General features: G+C 63.9%; 16 protein-coding genes. 9 read left to right on the top strand and 7 right to left on the bottom strand.

What is annotated here, in order from left to right; translation table 11 throughout:
* The first annotated feature begins 450 nt into the window (after window positions 1-450).
* The gene (locus ACZY1I_RS21275; protein ID WP_463756734.1) at window positions 451-1,254 is read left to right on the top strand and encodes a GAF and ANTAR domain-containing protein; all 804 of its coding nucleotides are present in this window, start codon (window positions 451-453) and stop codon (window positions 1,252-1,254) included.
* Window positions 1,255-1,257: 3 nt separating this feature from the next.
* On the opposite strand, the gene ACZY1I_RS21280 is transcribed toward ACZY1I_RS21275, so the two are convergent.
* The 5 genes from ACZY1I_RS21280 to ACZY1I_RS21300 all read right to left on the bottom strand — a co-directional run bounded on the left by ACZY1I_RS21280 (window position 1,258) and on the right by ACZY1I_RS21300 (window position 5,651).
* Window positions 1,258-2,010: a GAF and ANTAR domain-containing protein gene (locus tag ACZY1I_RS21280; RefSeq protein ID WP_463756737.1), complete on the bottom strand. Its 753-nt coding sequence runs from the start codon at window positions 2,008-2,010 to the stop codon at window positions 1,258-1,260.
* A 40-nt stretch (window positions 2,011-2,050) separates the two neighbouring features.
* Window positions 2,051-2,758 carry a GAF and ANTAR domain-containing protein gene (locus ACZY1I_RS21285; protein WP_463757157.1) on the bottom strand — a complete coding sequence of 236 codons (708 nt, stop codon included), beginning with the start codon at window positions 2,756-2,758 and terminating at the stop codon, window positions 2,051-2,053.
* A gap of 123 nt (window positions 2,759-2,881) precedes the next feature.
* A complete protein-coding gene (locus tag ACZY1I_RS21290) occupies window positions 2,882-3,991 on the bottom strand; it encodes a type III polyketide synthase (protein ID WP_463756739.1) in 1,110 nt (369 codons plus the stop codon).
* A 156-nt stretch (window positions 3,992-4,147) separates the two neighbouring features.
* Window positions 4,148-4,972 (bottom strand): SDR family oxidoreductase, encoded by an 825-nt coding sequence (locus tag ACZY1I_RS21295; RefSeq protein WP_463756742.1) that lies wholly within the window; start codon window positions 4,970-4,972, stop codon window positions 4,148-4,150.
* 1 nt (window position 4,973) lies between these two features.
* The gene (locus ACZY1I_RS21300; RefSeq protein ID WP_463756744.1) at window positions 4,974-5,651 is read right to left on the bottom strand and encodes a hypothetical protein; all 678 of its coding nucleotides are present in this window, start codon (window positions 5,649-5,651) and stop codon (window positions 4,974-4,976) included.
* Window positions 5,652-5,737: 86 nt separating this feature from the next.
* Between ACZY1I_RS21300 and ACZY1I_RS21305 the strand changes: the two genes are divergently transcribed.
* Window positions 5,738-6,358, top strand: coding sequence for a TetR/AcrR family transcriptional regulator (locus ACZY1I_RS21305; protein WP_463756746.1), 621 nt, complete (start codon window positions 5,738-5,740; stop codon window positions 6,356-6,358).
* 10 nt (window positions 6,359-6,368) lie between these two features.
* Complete coding sequence (locus tag ACZY1I_RS21310) at window positions 6,369-7,205, top strand: SDR family NAD(P)-dependent oxidoreductase (protein ID WP_463756748.1); 837 nt, start codon at window positions 6,369-6,371, stop codon at window positions 7,203-7,205.
* A gap of 18 nt (window positions 7,206-7,223) precedes the next feature.
* On the opposite strand, the gene ACZY1I_RS21315 is transcribed toward ACZY1I_RS21310, so the two are convergent.
* Window positions 7,224-8,747 carry a DUF4185 domain-containing protein gene (locus ACZY1I_RS21315; protein WP_463756752.1) on the bottom strand — a complete coding sequence of 508 codons (1,524 nt, stop codon included), beginning with the start codon at window positions 8,745-8,747 and terminating at the stop codon, window positions 7,224-7,226.
* Window positions 8,748-9,110: 363 nt separating this feature from the next.
* On the opposite strand from ACZY1I_RS21315, the gene glgX reads away from it, so the two are divergent.
* Together glgX and ACZY1I_RS21325 are read left to right on the top strand one after the other, a co-directional pair.
* Complete coding sequence (gene glgX / locus ACZY1I_RS21320) at window positions 9,111-11,258, top strand: glycogen debranching protein GlgX (RefSeq protein WP_463756755.1); 2,148 nt, start codon at window positions 9,111-9,113, stop codon at window positions 11,256-11,258.
* Window positions 11,259-11,357: 99 nt separating this feature from the next.
* Window positions 11,358-12,104 carry a sensor domain-containing protein gene (locus ACZY1I_RS21325; protein WP_463756758.1) on the top strand — a complete coding sequence of 249 codons (747 nt, stop codon included), beginning with the start codon at window positions 11,358-11,360 and terminating at the stop codon, window positions 12,102-12,104.
* A gap of 23 nt (window positions 12,105-12,127) precedes the next feature.
* Here the strand turns inward: ACZY1I_RS21325 and ACZY1I_RS21330 are convergent, their stop codons facing one another.
* Window positions 12,128-12,430, bottom strand: a complete 303-nt coding sequence (locus tag ACZY1I_RS21330) for a hypothetical protein (RefSeq protein WP_463756760.1) — start codon at window positions 12,428-12,430, stop codon at window positions 12,128-12,130.
* 66 nt (window positions 12,431-12,496) lie between these two features.
* Here ACZY1I_RS21330 and ACZY1I_RS21335 point away from each other — a divergent pair, with 66 nt between their 5' ends.
* From ACZY1I_RS21335 to ACZY1I_RS21350, 4 genes are all read left to right on the top strand, one after another.
* The gene (locus tag ACZY1I_RS21335; RefSeq protein WP_463756763.1) at window positions 12,497-13,651 is read left to right on the top strand and encodes an NAD(P)/FAD-dependent oxidoreductase; all 1,155 of its coding nucleotides are present in this window, start codon (window positions 12,497-12,499) and stop codon (window positions 13,649-13,651) included.
* 70 nt (window positions 13,652-13,721) lie between these two features.
* Entirely contained in the window at window positions 13,722-13,997 is a 276-nt protein-coding gene (locus tag ACZY1I_RS21340; protein WP_463756766.1) for a DUF4235 domain-containing protein, read from the top strand.
* Window positions 13,998-14,139: 142 nt separating this feature from the next.
* Window positions 14,140-15,033 (top strand): DUF1295 domain-containing protein, encoded by an 894-nt coding sequence (locus tag ACZY1I_RS21345; protein ID WP_463756768.1) that lies wholly within the window; start codon window positions 14,140-14,142, stop codon window positions 15,031-15,033.
* A complete protein-coding gene (locus ACZY1I_RS21350) occupies window positions 15,030-16,154 on the top strand; it encodes an NAD(P)/FAD-dependent oxidoreductase (RefSeq protein WP_463756771.1) in 1,125 nt (374 codons plus the stop codon). The genes ACZY1I_RS21345 and ACZY1I_RS21350 overlap by 4 nt, the downstream gene beginning before the upstream one ends.
* Window positions 16,155-16,162: the final 8 nt, after the last annotated feature.

The following is a 16,162-nucleotide window of genomic DNA, read 5'->3' on the forward strand; positions in this document are numbered from 1 at the left end:
ACTCTGCAGCCTTACGGAAGCGTGCGACGGCGATGTTACTGAGGTCCCCGCCGTGCGGTATCTAAACAACCAGCCAAGCCGGTAGCTGGCAGGATCGATGCTGACGGAGTCCCATGCATAACGTCTACCGGTGATCTTCACACCCGCTGACGAGATCTGCGCGCATGGGCTGCTGAACGCCTTCGTAGCCACCAACGGAAGCAGCGCAGGACCGCCGAGGCGATGTACAACGGCTCAAAAACATGGACCTCGACAGCGACGTGATCGTGAGCTGGCCGCCGTCCCGCGACCTGTGCATGGTCGGCTCCTTACCCGTGCCAACGCATTTCGGTGCTGAGCTGATGAAGATCACGCCAAGGAATTTCCTCGTCGCTGCTGATCGGCAGATGAATCTCGACCGAGCGGAGAGTAGATTTGCCAGTAATGGCGTTTGCCCGGTAGGAGGGGCAGTTGACTGAGTTCGATTCGCAGCCCGGCCGCGCGACGCCACCGCAACCCGAAATCTCCACCAGCCAGCGGGAAGCCGACGAGGCTGACCTGTATGCCGGCCTCCGCGGAGTCGCCGGGATCATATCCCGCGCGCAGGGCGTGATCGACCTACTCGGTGACGTTGCCGAGTTTGCTGCTCAGTCGATTCCCGGCGCTCAGGGCGCGGGCGTTGCGCTCGTCGAACCCAAGCACGGTCCAACCAGCATTCGAACCTGGGCGGCGACCGAGATACTGGTGCACGATATCGACTCCATTCAGTACAACGAACTGCACGAAGGCCCAGGCATTACCTGCATGCAGTCGCGGCGGGTCACCGTGAGCGGATCATTGGGCAGCGATGCCCGTTGGCCGCACTTCGGTGGCAGGGTGGCCCGAATGCGCATGCACTCCGCGCTGGCGTTGCCGTTGGTCGTCGGCGACCAAGTGATCGGCTCGATCAATGCCTACGCGAAGCAACGCGACGCGTTCGGCGAGTATGCCGTGCAGTTGGGCTCCCGATTCGCCATACCGGCGGCCGTGTCGGTATACAACGCGCAGTTGCTGGTCAGCGCCCACGAACGGACAACGCGGCTACAGCGGGCGCTGGAGAGTCGGTCGGTGATCGATCAGGCAATCGGCATCATCCGTAGCCGGTCGGGCACCAGCCCGGAAGAAGCGTTCGAACGACTCACCCACGCCAGTCAAACCGAGAACGTCAAGCTGAACGTGGTGGCCGAGCGATTGGTCGAAGAAGCCGTTCGGCGCGCCCGCGCCCGCCGCGGTTGACCTCTACTCCGCGGCCAGAAGTTCGGCCATTTCCGCCACGATCAGTATCCGGGAGTACCGGTCGGTCATCAGTTTGCGGGCCACCTCGGTCAGATGGTCGCCGTTGACGCGAGCGTACGTGCGCAACAACTGGAACGCGTCCTCTACCGACACATCCAGCATCTGCCGAATCAAGCCCTTGGCCTGCTCGACCACGACGCGGTTGGTCAGCGCAGAGCGCAGCGGAGGTAGCACCGTCGCGATTGTGGGTGGACGTTCTTGCAAGATCGCGACGCACGCTACGTGGGCCAACGTCTGACCAACAAGCAGATCTGATTCATCGAGTTGGCCGGGGCGGGCGCCGAACAATCCCAGTGCGCCTAACACGATGCCGGCGGCGCGCATCGGGATTGCGTGCACGGAGGCGAAGCCCGCATCGACCGCAGCCGGAACGAACCGTGGCCACCGGTCCGTGGCGGTGCGGATGTCGGCGACCGAGACCGGTTGACCGCTGAGATAACAGTCGACGCACGGGCCTTCGTCGGCTTGCAGTTGGTACAGCTCGAGTTCGCGGGCCTCCTCCGAGGTGGCGGCCAAAAGCCGGAGCTGCCGCAGCGGGTCGGCGAGCAGAAATCCGGCAGCCGCCACGTCCAACAGCTCAGCGCAGCGCTCGGTGAGGCCGGTCAGCAGCTCGACAACATCGAAATCGTCGAGCAAGCTGTCGACCAGCGAAACGACGGCGTTCAACACCTGGGTTTCACGAGGTATCTCGGTCACGATGCTCTTCTTTCTGGCGGGTTCCCGTGGCGCCCATTCATCAGTCGGCCTCAAGTGTCAGGCGGCGGTCGAGGATGTCGCGCGCAACGTCGGTAGCACTGCGCCCGGTGCTGTATGCGTGGGCGCGCAGCCGGACCAGCGCTTCGGTCGGGTCCAGGGACAACTGGGCGACCAACATGCCGGTGGCCTGGCTGACCTCGGCCCGGCACAACATGTTGAGTTCCACCCAGGCGGTGCTGTCGGGCTCGGCAATGGCGGCCTGCAAGTCGGCGTCCATCAGATCCAGCAACGGGACGCCGGCGAGCTCGGCAGCAGTTGCCGCGCCGCTGACATCGTCGGTGAGCAAGTGGCCGGGCCGTGCGCGGAATAGGTCGAGGGCACCGACATACTCACCGGCTACCACGATGGGTACCGCGTATACGCCTCTGATGTGATGAGACAACATGGCCGGTCCGTACGCAGGCCAGCGATATTCCTCGGGATCGGCAAGGTCGACGACCATAACGGGGGCCTGTTGCGCGACAGACTCCAGACATGGACCTTCGCCGAGGGTGAATTGCAGTTCGTCATAGATTCGCGCCGACGGGCCGCTTGATCCGAATGTCCCACTGCTCGCGCCGTCGAAAACGAGCGAAATCGCCGCCGCGTCGATGTCGAAGAGGACTACACACGCCTCACAGAGCCGGTCGGCGGCTTCTATCCCTCGCCAGCCGTCGACAGCGGCGAAGAGCTCGTCGCGGATGAACACATTTATCCGAACGGAGCCTGGGCAGCTGCAGGGCTGCTCGGCGGTCTCGGCGGCGACGTCACTGGTCCACCCTTTCACTAGTTGGATCAAATGACGAGTGAGACACTCCCGTCGCCGTCAGAGTCACCAGCCAAGCAGCAACAGCTCGAAGCTGAAGCCGGGACCCATCGCGAGCATCACACCGTAGGAGCCGACCCCCGGCGAAGACTCGGCGAGCGTGCGGCTTAACACATCGAGCACCGACGCCGAGGAGATATTGCCGTTCTGCCGCATCGAGTTTCGGCTGTGCGACAGCGTTGCCGGCGACAGGCACAGCACGTTCTGAATCGAGTCGAGCACCTTGGGACCACCGGGATGACACACCCATGTAGAGATATCGGCAATCGACAGGCCATGATCGGCGAGAAACAGATCGACCTCGTCACGCAAAAAGTCATCGGCCATCTTTGGGACGTCGCGCGACAACACGAGCTGAAACCCGCTCGAGCTGACATTCCAGCCCATTACGTCGACGGTGTCGGGCAGTACCCGGCTACGTGTGGCGAAAATGCGAGGCTCGCTATTTAGGCTGGCGCACTTCGCTTTTCGATCAGCACCGGTGGCAACCACTGCCGCGGCACCGTCCCCGAAGAGGCAGACGCCGATCAACGCCGGGATCGAGGTGTCCTCGCGCTGCAACGTCAACGAACACAATTCAACCGACAGCAACACTGCGACATCGCCGGGAAAACCACGCAGATAGTCGTGAACGCGTGCCATCCCGGCGGCACCCGCGACGCAGCCGAGCCCGAAGATCGGCACCCGTTTGACATCCGACCGCAGGCCGACGCGCGACATCAGTCGCGCGTCAATGGTGGGCACCGCCAGCCCAGTGCTCGACACCGTGAAGATGGCGTCGACCTCGTGCGGTTCCACATCCGCCGCGGCGATCGCCGAGAGTATCGCTCGCTCACCAAGGTCCGTAGCCACCTCGATATAGGCGTCGTTGGCTTCGGTGAAGCCGGTCAGTTCGGGATAGCGCGACAACGGGAGCGCCAGACTGCGCTCGTCGACGCCGGCGGTATGGGCAAAACGCATGAACTCCGGGCCGGTGACCCGGGTGAGCTCACGCGCCACCTGTTCCTGGTTGTAGCGGTGCGGCGGGAACGCCACCGCAGTGCCGGCGATGGACGGAGCACCGCGCCTGGGTCGAGTGTCCGGGTTTGCGGATACGAAATGTGTGCTTACGGTCATGCCTAAGCCCACGTAGCGGCGCCGGAACAAAGTTCATCGGACCCCGGTGACGTTGCGCACAATTGAACTCCCCGCCCAAATACCCACCAATTCAACAGGTTAACGCGAGGGTATGCACAGAACTTCAATGCTGTTTAACCGCAGAGATTTTGCGTGTCACTTCTTGCCGGTGGCGCGTACCCGTTTCTCATAGACAGATCGGGCGTCATTGTTGAGACCTCGTAAAACGCGTTCGCGAGTGAGGCGACCACGTACGGCGCCGACGACCTTGTCCGGAATCGTGGCGGCGGTGGCTTCGTAGGCACGCATCCAGGCTGGTACGGCCACCACGGCCCGGCGGTGGCTGCACGTCGCAACAACCGAATTCGCGATGTCTTCGGGATCCACGGTAGGTAGCAGGCCGCCCAACTGGACACCGGCGGTCAACTCGGTGCGGACGGCCGAGGGCAGCACGACTGAGACCGTGACGCCAGAACCGGCGAGCTCGTCACGAAGGGCTTCGCTGAATCCGACGACCGCGTATTTACTTGCGCAGTACGTCGCCAGTCCGGCGGCGGGCAGCTTGCCGAGATACGAACTGACATTAACGATATGGCCGTTGCGGCGGTCGAGCATGCCGGGCAGGGCAAGTTTGGATCCGATCAACACGCCCTTGGTGTTGATGTCGATGATCGCGTCGATCACCGCGTCGTCCTCGTCGACAAAGCGGCCCGCGGGCATAATTCCGGCGTTATTGACCAGGACCGTCAGTGGGGTGTCGACCGCCTCGAGAAACTGGCCGAACGATTCTCGGGAGCGCACGTCCAGTCCGAACCCGCGGCCACCGAACTCCTCGGCTGCGGTGGCCGCCAGGTCGGCGTCAAGATCGCCGATGAAGACACGAGACCCTTTGGCCGCAAAGGCTTTTGCGGTGGCCAAGCCGATGCCGCGGGCACCGCCGGTGATAGCGACGGTGGCGCCCGCGAGCTTGATCGGCGTCATCTCAGACCGCGATCGGAGACTTGGCCGCCCAGTAAGCCAGCAGACGGTACCCGTTGCGCTGGTGCCAGATCTTGGCGCCGAGATAGACGCCGGGCGCGATCTGGACCGCTTCGTCCCGGACACGGTTGATCGGCCACGGGTTGGTCCCGATCGTCTCGTAGTCGAGCACCAACACCCTGGTCGCGGCGGCGATCACGCTGTCCTCGACCCGGTTGAGCATGTCGAAGCCCTCCCAGTGGTCGCCGGCCCGGCGCATCTTGTAGCTCGGCGCCAGCAGCTTGGCGAACAGAACCGCGGTGAAGTTGACCGAGTTCGTTCCGCGCTGTGCCGCACGGTCGAATTTCTTGCCCAGCCACGGCATCAGCCCGAGTTGGGTGGTCACGAAGCTGGCGATGCCCCGCACCGACCGGCCACCACGGTCGAGATCGGCGTCCGGCGTGGTGAAACCGACCAACATGCCCTCGGTCTGCCCGTCTACCTCAGCGGGTGCGCCGGCGCTGAACAGTTCAGCGAGTTCGATTTCGGCGGTGTGCCCGGGAAGTCCCTCACCGATGCGCTCGATCCATGCCCACGCCGCGTCCTGGGCGGCCTGCGGGTCGATTGCGGCGATGGCCTGCAATCTCGCGAGCTTGCCCGCAACCGGGTCGACTGAACTGTTGGTGCTGATGGATGCCGTCATTGGCAAGACCCCTTACAACAATGGATGGGAGTGACTTCTTCGCTACGGAATCACGATTCCGTTTCAGAATCAAGTATCCTGTCGCAGTGACACGCCCCTCCTACGCGCAACGCCGAAAGCTGCAGCTGCGGGAAGAGATCATCGACGCGGCAATCGAGGTGTTCGCCGAGTCGGGCTACCACGAGGCCGGGGTGGCGGACATCGCCAAGCGGGTAGGGATCGGGCACTCCACCTTCTACCGACACTTCGACAACAAGCGCGCGATACTCGACGAGGTCATCAGCACCGTCATCGACAGATCTACTGCCGCTCTGGCCGCCGAGAACGCGCCACAGGCCGCTGACAACCTTGATGACTACCGTGACCAGGTCACCCGCATCGCCGCCGCCTTGGCCGGGATCACCCGCGACCTCAATGTGGTGCGGCTCATTCTCATCGAGGCGGCCAGCATCGACACCGAACTGCGGCAACGTGTCGATGCGCTGTTCGACTTCGCCGTCGTCGTCACGGCCGGTTACTACGAGCACGGCCGTGAGCGCGGCTATCTCCGCCCGGACCTCGATGCCACGTCCACCGCCCGGGCGGTGGTCGGCATGATCCTCGGCTTGGCGATGATGAGTCTCAATCCGGCGCTGGACACCGATGCGCGTGCGGGTGCCGTGCGGGCGGCCAGTCGGCTGATGCTCGACGGCATCATCGACCGGTAGCGTCCGACTCGTGGAGTCAGCCGGCGAGTTGTTGATCGACCGTGTCGCCGTGGTGACCGGCGGTGGTGGTGGGATCGGAGCGGCGACCTCACGATTGTTCGCCCAGCACCAGGCCAGGGTGGTGGTCGCCGACATCGATGCCGACCGCGCACACCAGACCGCCGACGACATCACCAATTCGGGCGGATCGGCGCTGGCGGTCGTCGTCGACGTGCGGGACCCAGATCAGGTCGCGGCGTTGGCGCGCACGGTTTCGACCCACTATGGGCGGGTTGATGTCCTGGTCAACAACGTGGGCCACTGGGTGCGGCATCCGGGCAGCTTCGCCGGCACCGACCCGCAACTGTGGGACGAGTTGTACCGGGTGAACCTGCACCACGTATTCCTCGTCACCCGGGCCATACTGCCGGCGATGCTCGACCAGGGCAGCGGCGCGATCATCAATGTCTCGTCGGTGGAGGGGCTGCGCGGCTACCCGGAGGATCCGGTCTATGCCGCCTTCAAAGCGGCGGTAATCCACTTCACCCGCAGTCTGGCGGTGCAGGTCGGCCGCGACGGCGTGCGAGTCAACGCGATCGGGCCGGACGTCACCGAGTCGCTGCAGGTGCCTTATTCGCAATGGCTGTCCGCCGAAGAGCAGGCACAGTGGCCGCAGTGGGTCCCGATGGCGCGGATGGGGCTGCCCGAGGATCAGGCCCGGGTGATTCTCTTTCTTGCCTCGGACCTGTCGTCGTTCGTCACCGGTCACACGATCCCGACGGACGGCGGCACCGGAGCGGCGGGCGGCTGGTTCCGCTCAGCGCGGCAGCCGGGTCGGGACTGGACCAACCGGCCATTCAGGGCCTGATCAGCCCCCGACCGCGGTTCACCCAAGCGAGGTGTGCATCAACATCACGTCGTATGCCGACCACAGCGACAGGTTGAAGTACACGTCCTTGCCCGTCGTCCAGGGGTGCATCATCGGCGCGTAGACGCCGCCAGGCATCGAGAAGTTCGACACGAGCAGGTGCTCTGGGCTGTACGGCCCTTGCGGCGCCGGCGCAGTCCTGGCCACGACATCGTTGGCGCCGTTGGTGTACATCACCAGGTACTGCTTGAGATAGGTGTTGTACTGGGCCGACATTTCGGCGACCGGGCCCGGGATGACCGGCGTGGCCGCCGACGGCCTGTTCGGGACCCAAGAGTTCGAATCGCCATTCCAGTATTCGTACTTGGTGAGGTCCGGGATGAAGCGCGGCTGCACTCGCGACAGGTGCGCGGCACCGCCGCGGCCATTCGGCGTGCCGTACGAGTACAGGTAGCCGTCGCCCCCCTTGACGTAGGCACCCATCTGGAAGTTCTCGTTCCCCTCGACATACGGAACCCGCGCGGCGTCAGGTCCGTTTGCGCGGATGGTCCCGGGGTAGACCGACCAGTTCTGGCCGTTGTCGGTGGACATGGCGATGCCCGAGTAGTTGGTCCACCACTCGCCATCGCGGCCCCAGTCCTTGATGGACATGAAGTTGATGTACTGCGTCTTCCCGACGGAAACGGCGGCGGTCGGGATGATCCCCGTCTCTTCTTTTGCGTACTTGATGCTGTTGATGACCTGGCGGGAGAAGCCCGGCTGCTGGGTCGGCGAGCCGGCGTACCGGTTGGACGGATCGCCGGTGGCGACGTGGAGTCCGTGCGACAGATCTTGATCGGTGCTGCGGAACAGCACGTTGTAACGCCATTGGTCGCCATGCACGGCGCAGTAGCCGAAGGTGTCACCGAATGCCATCAGCACCTGATGGTTGGCAGGATCGCCGTTGTCCCAGAGGATTCCGAGGTCGGTTCCGGAGATGCCGAAGCGCTCCAAGGTCTTGTTTGGGCCGTCGGGCCCGGTCACCCACTCGACGAGCGAGGTGTTGGAACCCCCGAGTGCGTCAACGGAATCCGGCGCGCCGGGCGGTGGTACCGCTTCAGGCACCGGAGCCGCTTCGGGCGCGGGAGCCGGATTTGGTGGCGGGGCGGCGGCAGCCGCCGCGTCCGGAGTCAGTTGGTCGGCTGGGGGCTGCGCCGCCGCGGCAGGCGGTGCAGGGGCAGGTGGATTTGGATTGGCATTCGGGACCCGCGCCTGCTGTTGCAGAGGTGCGGAGTAGGTCCTACCGGGTTGCACGCCGCGCTGCAGCGGACCCACCCTGGGTAACGGCGCGCGATCGTTCGCGCCACGCGGCCGCTTATTCAACGGGCCGAGGACCTTGCCCCCCGGGTTTGTCACCACGGCGTTCGCCGGGGGTGCGATGTTGGCTTCCGGAGCACTGCACGGCAGGGCCGATGCGGAGGGCGCGAGGCTGATGGGAAGGACTAGTCCGATAGCTGCCGTGGCAGCCAGCGATACCGAAACGAAGCGAGGAATCGCCGGCATGTCGCACCTCTCGAGCGGTCGGACGCATTGACGTCCGCAGTTGTTGATGTGACGATAGTGAGCGTTGAGGCTGTTGTGACGTGTGAGCAGCCAATAGGTATGTGTCCGTGACCGTGTCGCAACCGTGCAGCCTGGGTCGGCCCACGAACGAAATCCGAAGAGTGCTTTTGCACAACACCTTTCGGCTAACCAACGTCGATCGCCCGGGACCGCTGACCATCGTCACGGCCCCGGCTGTGACTAGGGTCGGAAACCGAACTGAGAGCCAACTCATGCTTAATCCGCAGTCACAGCGGATATACAGAGCGCGACCGCCGGTGTTCTGTGCGTTCACTAACGTCCCGCGAGCAAACAGGAGGCACCGTGGTTACCGATGACCAGGACCGGACGGAAGTGTGGCCGGGCAAGGCTTATCCGCTCGGTGCGACGTACGACGGATCGGGAACGAATTTCGCGGTATTCAGCGAAGTGGCCGAGCAGGTTGAGTTGTGCCTGTTCGACGACGACGGCAACGAAAGCAAGATCGCACTGCCGGAAATCGACGGCTTCATCTGGCATGCATTCCTGCCCAGTGTCCAGCCGGGTCAGCGCTACGGATTCCGGGTCCACGGCCCCTACGACCCCGACAACGGTCAGCGATGCAACCCGAACAAGCTGCTGGTGGACCCATACTCGAAAGCGATCGACGGAAGCTTCCAGTGGGACCAGTCGCTGTTCAGTTACAACTTCGGTGACCCAGACAGCCGCAACGACGAAGATTCAGCGGCAAACATGCCCAAATCGGTGGTGATCAACCCCTACTTCGACTGGGGCGTGGACCGCCCACCGGGCCACGAGTATTCCGACACCATCATCTACGAGGCCCACGTCAAAGGCCTCACCCAAACGCATCCCGGTATTCCCGAGCGCATCCGGGGCACCTACTCGGCCATCGCCCACCCGGCGATCATCGACCACCTCACCGGCCTGGGCGTGAATGCGATCGAGTTGATGCCCGTGCACCACTTCGCCAACGATTCCACGCTGATCGACAAGGGACTGTCAAACTACTGGGGCTACAACACGATTGGTTTCTTCGCTCCCGATTTCAAGTACACCGCCACCAATATCCCCGGGGGCCAGGTACAAGAATTCAAGGCTATGGTCCGCGCGCTGCACGAGGCCAATATCGAGGTGATCCTCGATGTCGTCTACAACCACACCGCCGAGGGCAACCACATGGGTCCCACCCTCTCGATGCGCGGTATGGACAACGCCGCTTACTACCGTCTGGTCGACGACGACCGGAGGTACTACATGGACTACACCGGAACCGGCAACAGCCTCAACGTCGGCCACCCGCACACCTTGCAACTGATCATGGATTCGCTGCGCTACTGGGTCACCGAGATGCACGTCGACGGGTTCCGCTTCGACCTGGCCTCGACCCTGGCCCGCGAGTTCTACGACGTCGATCGGCTGTCGGCCTTTTTCGAACTGGTGCAACAGGATCCGATTGTCAGCCAGGTCAAGCTGATTGCCGAACCGTGGGACGTCGGGCCCGGCGGCTATCAGGTGGGCAACTTTCCGCCCCAGTGGACCGAATGGAACGGCAAGTTCCGCGACTCCATCCGCGACTTCTGGCGCGGCGAGGACGCAATTCTCAGCGAGTTCGCTTCCCGCATCTCCGGTTCGGCCGACCTCTACGAACACACCGCGCGCCGACCGGTGGCCTCCATCAATTTCGTCACCGCTCACGATGGCTTCACGCTACGAGACCTGGTGTCGTACAACGAGAAACACAACGCGGCCAACGGCGAAGACAACAACGACGGCGAGTCACACAACCGGTCCTGGAACTGCGGCACCGAAGGCCCGACGGACGACGCGGAGATCAACGCCTTGCGCGCCCGCCAACAGCGCAACTTCCTGATGACTACCGTTCTGGCGCAAGGTGTTCCAATGATCTGCCACGGCGATGAGCTCGGCCGGACCCAGAACGGCAACAACAACGGCTTCTGCCAGGACTCGGAGCTGACCTGGATCGACTGGGAGGCCGCGGACACCGACCTCATCGAGTTCACCAGTTCGGTGACAGCGCTGCGCGCTGCGCATCCGGTATTTCGCCGTCGCCGATTTTTCACCGGAGCTCCACTGCGGCACCGTGGTTCCGAGGGCATACCCGACATCTCGTGGTTCCGTCCGGACGGTTCGGAAATGAGCGACGAAGACTGGGACAGCGGCTTCGGCAAATCGGTGGCGGTCTATCTGAACGGACTGGGCATTCCCGGCACCGATGCGCGTGGGCAGCGCATCACCGACGATTCATTTGTGCTGTGTTTCAACGCGCACCACGAACCGATTGATTTCGTTCTTCCCCCGGACGAATTCGGCCCCGGCTGGACACCGGTACTCGAAACATCAACTCCTACCGGCCAAGTCGAGCAGAGCGGAGAGCTCCGGGCGAAGGACAGAATCACCGTCCAAGGCCGTGCGATAGTGCTGCTGCAGCTGTCCGATTTGTCCGAATAACACGCGGTATATGCTCCATCCGGCCGAAACCGGTCAGCAGACGCGTCGGGTCACGCAAATGCTTGATGATCAACTGCACGCACGAAGGACGATCAAGCCATGCGTCACCTCACCGCGGCACTCGCTGCGACCGCCGCCGGAATTCTTGTCACCGCTTGTGCTGGCGAGCATGGCAACCGCGAAAATAGTTCTGCCACAACGGCAACCCGGACTCCGGTAGCCGAGGCCGCCCTCGAAACGCTGCTGTTGACCTCGGCCGAAATTGACACAGCCATGGGCGTCACCGGAATGTCGCCGAAGGAAAAGATCGACAAGATGCCCGACAACAGCGCCAAGAAATGGCCGCAGGGCTGGAAATGGCCCGGTGAATGCATGTATGCCTACGGCCCGGCTGAGGCCAGCGTGTATGCCGGCAGCGGCAACGCCGCCGTTCGCGACCGTGACGAGGCGGCACCCACCTCCACCCCGGGTATCGGCGAGATGGATCCCGAGTTCGCCCAGGCGGTGGTGTTATTCCCCTCTGCTGCCGAGGCGAGCGCCTTCTTCACCGCCGCTGCGAAGGCCTGGCCGGCCTGCTCCGACCACCAGTTCACCACCCCCAGCAACGCGGAAAGCTCCGAAGTGAACTGGAAGGTTGGAGCGCTGTCGACTGCGAACGCGACCTTGAGCACCCCGGTAAGCATGTTTATGGCACAGGGCACCAACAGTATTCGCGGAACGTGTCAGCGAGTATTGACCGTCCGCAACAACGTCGCGATCGATGTCAGCGCGTGTGCGGGCAAAGACCCCGGAGACGTCGGGGTCAGGCTCGCCAATCAGATCGCCGAAAGGGTTGACAAGCAGTAATTGCCAACAGCCCCCTGTCGGATTCATCCGAACAGCGGTCGGATGTCCACGTGGAAGCTACCCGGCCCGGCAAGCGCCGACAGCCGGTCGCCGGCGGCGATAGCCAGGTTGATGACGCCTTTGAACGCCTTAGCTCCGGCGCCGTTGCCGGCGACGATGGCGGTGGCGACCTGGGCGGTATTCGCGCCGACGCCCACGGCGCTGGCTCCGACACCGTTGTTGTCGCCGCCCGAAGTCGCAACGGTATTAGCGATACTGGCGATATTGCCGGCGCCGATGGCGCTGACTCCAACGGTCGAGTTGTTGGCCCCGAAAGCGGTGGCCACCGTGCCGAGTTTGGCGCCGCGCCTAATGGTCTGGTTGAGCGGACCCGCGACGGGTACCGCTCGGTGGTGACCGAACCCGGATTGATCATCATCGGCAGCGGACCTGCGGGTGTCGCGGCGGCGGAATCCTTTCGCGCCCACAATTCGGACGCAAAGGTGCGGATTCTCAGCTCCGATAGCGGCATACCCTACTTCCGACCTCCCTTGAGCAAGGAATATCTACGAGGCCAGACCGACGACGTGAACCTGCATCCCGCGCAGTGGTTCACTGATCGGGCAATCACCCTGGACCTGGCCGAAACGGTCGACCGACTGGACCTGGCCGAGCGCGCCGTGTACGTCGGCGGTCAACAACATCGGTTTGAAAAGCTGATCCTGGCGTGTGGTGCTTCACCCGCCGCGCCACCGGTGCCTGGCACAGAACGTGCCCTGCTGTTGCGGTCGCTGGGCGACGCTAGCGCACTACGCAGTGCCGCGGAGGGCGCCACCTCCGCGGTCGTGATCGGCTCTGGCTTCATTGGCTGTGAAGCCGCCGCGTCGCTGGCAATGCGCGACATAGCGGTGACTTTGGTTGCCCCCGAGCGACTTCCGCAGGAACCCCGGCTTGGCAGCGAAGCAGCCAGTCGGCTCCGGGATCTGCTGGTCGACACGGGTGCACGTCACGTCGGTGGGGTCAACGTTAAGGAAATCACCGAGGCCGGTGTCAGTCTGGACAACGGCGTCACCATCCACTGCGATCTCGTTGTCGCCGCCACCGGTGTCACACCGCAAAGTCGCATCGCTGTCGAGGCAGGTCTGCAAGTCCGCGACGAACGCATCATGGTCGGCTCCGACATGGGCAGCTCCGAACGGGACGTGTACGCCGCGGGTTACGTCGCGTTCGCCCGACACGCGGTCGCCGGACGTCACCTGGCTGTTGAGCACTGGCAGGACGCCATCGAGCAAGGCACGATCGCCGGCGCATCCGCGGCAGGTCAGAGCTCGGACTGGGATGCGGTACCGGGCTTCTGGACCACGATCGGCGACGCCACCCTGAAGTACCACGCGTGGGGAGACGGCTACCAGCGAAGCCGGATGATCAGCCAGCCCAATGGGTTCACGGTTTGGTACGAGTCAGCGGAGGCGACGGTCGGCGTTCTGACCTACAACGCCGACGACGACTACGACCTCGGCGAGCGGTTGATCGCCGAGAAACGACCCGCGCCAGTGCCCATGCGATGAAGCGCTGAAACCGATTCGGTCCGGGGCCACTGGGTATCAACAGACAAACCGCCTCAGAGTAAGGATTGTCATGAGCTCAACGTCGAAAGCCCTGTACCTGCCGCTCTCCGTGGCCACGAGTGTGACGGGCGGTTTGCTGGCCGGCGCGGTCTTCAGCCAGATCTGGAAGCGTGTCAGCGACGACGACCAGGCCCCGCCGGATCCCAAAGATCTGCGCAATTCCACTCGCTCCGCCCTGGTTGGCGCGGGTTTGCAGGGACTCGTATTCGGTGTCGTCAAGGCCGCCGTCGACCGCGCCGGCGCCCGCGGCTACCAGGCTGTTGCCCACGAGTCGCCGGCGCCCTAGCTTTCGCCTTGTGCGCCAAATAGAACGTGTTACAGTTCTGCCAACCGCGGCCACGCGTCCGGGTCGACCGGGCATTGGGTACGAGGAGATCCAATGGTTGCTGCCCGACGAAAAGCTCAGTCGTAAAGGTGAATTGGTTACCATGACGACAACAGTTGGCAAGGCGCGATCCCTGACGCTGGTCACGGTCGCGTACGTGATTGCAATTGGTGTGGCCGCTGCTTGGCTGGTGTGGGGCCCGACCACCGGACGGCTGTGGTTGGACACCTTCATCGCGGACGTGCTGGCCACTCTGGTGGTGTTCGCATTCAGTCGGATCTATCGCAACTCGAGCTTTTACGACGCGTACTGGAGCGTCATTCCCCCGGTGCTGCTCTTCTACTGGTGGAGTCAGGCCCCGCCCGGTGTCGACCAACTGCGCTGTTGGCTGGTGGCGGTGGTGATGATGTTGTGGGCCGTGCGTCTCACCGCCAACTGGGTTTACGGCTTTCCCGGCCTGCACCACGAAGACTGGCGCTACCCGATGTTCAAAGAACGCGCGGGACGACTGGAGTTCCTCGTCGACCTCGTCGCGATTCACCTCATTCCCACCGTGCAGGTGTTCGCGGGCATGCTGCCGGTCTACGTCTGCGTGACCCACGTCGGCAGCGACATCAAATGGCTGACGATCTTGGCCTTCGTAGTCGGCGTGGCGGCGGTGGCCCTTGAACTGGTCGCCGATGTGCAAATGCACCGCTTCGTCCGGGACCGCCGCCCCGGTGAGGCGATGGACCATGGGCTGTGGAGTTGGTCTCGGCATCCAAACTACTTCGGCGAGTTCAGTTTCTGGTTCGCCCTCGCGCTGTTCGGGGTGGCGGCGTCGCCCTCGGATGCGTGGTGGTTGTTCGTCGGGGCGGCCGCGATGCTGGCGATGTTCCTCGGAGCCAGCATTCCGATGATGGAGACGCGCAGTCTGCAGCGACGTCCCTCCTATCAGAAGGTCGTCGATAGAGTGCCGCGATTTGTGCCCCGACCCCCACGGAAAGACCCTGGATGAGCCGCAAACGCATCGTCGTCGCGGGCCTGGGCGACGTCGGACTGCTTACCGCGATCCGCCTGGCCAAGCACGCCGACGTCGTCGGAATCTCAGTCAAGCCCGGCTTGGTGAGCGGTCAGGAACTCGGGGTTCGACTCGCCCGTCCCGACGACTGGGCGCGGGACTACTGGATTCCGTTCGACAGGTTTCGCCGATTGGACAGGGTCCGAACCGTTCAGGCCGAGTTGACCGGAGTGGACCTGGCGGCACGAAAAGTATTCGGCCGCAATGAGAATGGCGCAACCATCGCCGAGGACTACGATGCCCTGGTCATCTCGACCGGCGTCAGCAATGGTTTCTGGCGGCAGCCCACGCTGCAGTCGGCCGCCGAGATCGGCGCGCACCTCTACGCGGCGCACGAACAACTGGGCAGCGTGAAGTCGGTGATCGTGGTGGGCGGTGGCGCTGCCGCGGTCAGCAGCGCGGTGAACTTGGCCGCCACCTGGCCAGATAAGCGGATCGACCTGTACTTTCCCGGCGAACGCCCACTGGGCGAGTACCACCCGCGGATCTGGAAGCGGGTGCACAGCCGATTGACTGAATTAGGTGTGGGATTGCATCCAGGGCACCGCGCCGTCGTCACGGACGGTTTCGTTGGCGAGGCAATAACCAGCGAGCCGGTCCGGTGGAGCACCGGACAAACCCCGGCCGTGGCGGACGCCGTGCTGTGGGCGATCGGGCGGGTGCAACCCAACACCGACTGGCTACCACCGGAACTGCTCGATGAGCGCGGCTTCGTCCGCGTCACACCCGAGCTGTGGGCACCCGGCCATCGGGATGTGTTCGCGATCGGCGACGTCGCGGCCACCGATCCGCTTCGCAGCTCAGCCCGCAATCGCGGAGATGCGCTGGTGGCCAGCAACATTCGCGCAATGTTCGCGGGACGTCCAATGGCCGCCTTCAAAGCGCCGACGCGCCGATGGGGTTCGCTGGTCGGAATCCAGCCCGACGGGTTGGAAGTTTTCTTCCCCACCGGTCACGCGTTCCGCTTCCCGCTGTGGTCGGTTGAACACGTCGTGATGCCGCTCATCGTCCGGGTGGGCCTGTACGGCGGAGTCCGAAAGAACCGCCCGCTCGGTTAAGGAGCCAG

Source organism: Mycobacterium sp. IDUB_37, assembly GCF_055419245.1.

Coding starts and splice junctions, on each gene's coding strand:
- ACZY1I_RS21350 (WP_463756771.1), top strand. CDS start 15,030: ATGAGCCGCAAACGCATCGTCGTCGCGGGCCTGGGCGACGTCGGACTG.
- ACZY1I_RS21325 (WP_463756758.1), top strand. CDS start 11,358: ATGCGTCACCTCACCGCGGCACTCGCTGCGACCGCCGCCGGAATTCTT.
- ACZY1I_RS21290 (WP_463756739.1), bottom strand. CDS start 3,991: ATGACCGTAAGCACACATTTCGTATCCGCAAACCCGGACACTCGACCC.
- ACZY1I_RS21300 (WP_463756744.1), bottom strand. CDS start 5,651: ATGACGGCATCCATCAGCACCAACAGTTCAGTCGACCCGGTTGCGGGC.
- ACZY1I_RS21345 (WP_463756768.1), top strand. CDS start 14,140: ATGACGACAACAGTTGGCAAGGCGCGATCCCTGACGCTGGTCACGGTC.
- ACZY1I_RS21295 (WP_463756742.1), bottom strand. CDS start 4,972: ATGACGCCGATCAAGCTCGCGGGCGCCACCGTCGCTATCACCGGCGGT.
- ACZY1I_RS21340 (WP_463756766.1), top strand. CDS start 13,722: ATGAGCTCAACGTCGAAAGCCCTGTACCTGCCGCTCTCCGTGGCCACG.
- ACZY1I_RS21315 (WP_463756752.1), bottom strand. CDS start 8,747: ATGCCGGCGATTCCTCGCTTCGTTTCGGTATCGCTGGCTGCCACGGCA.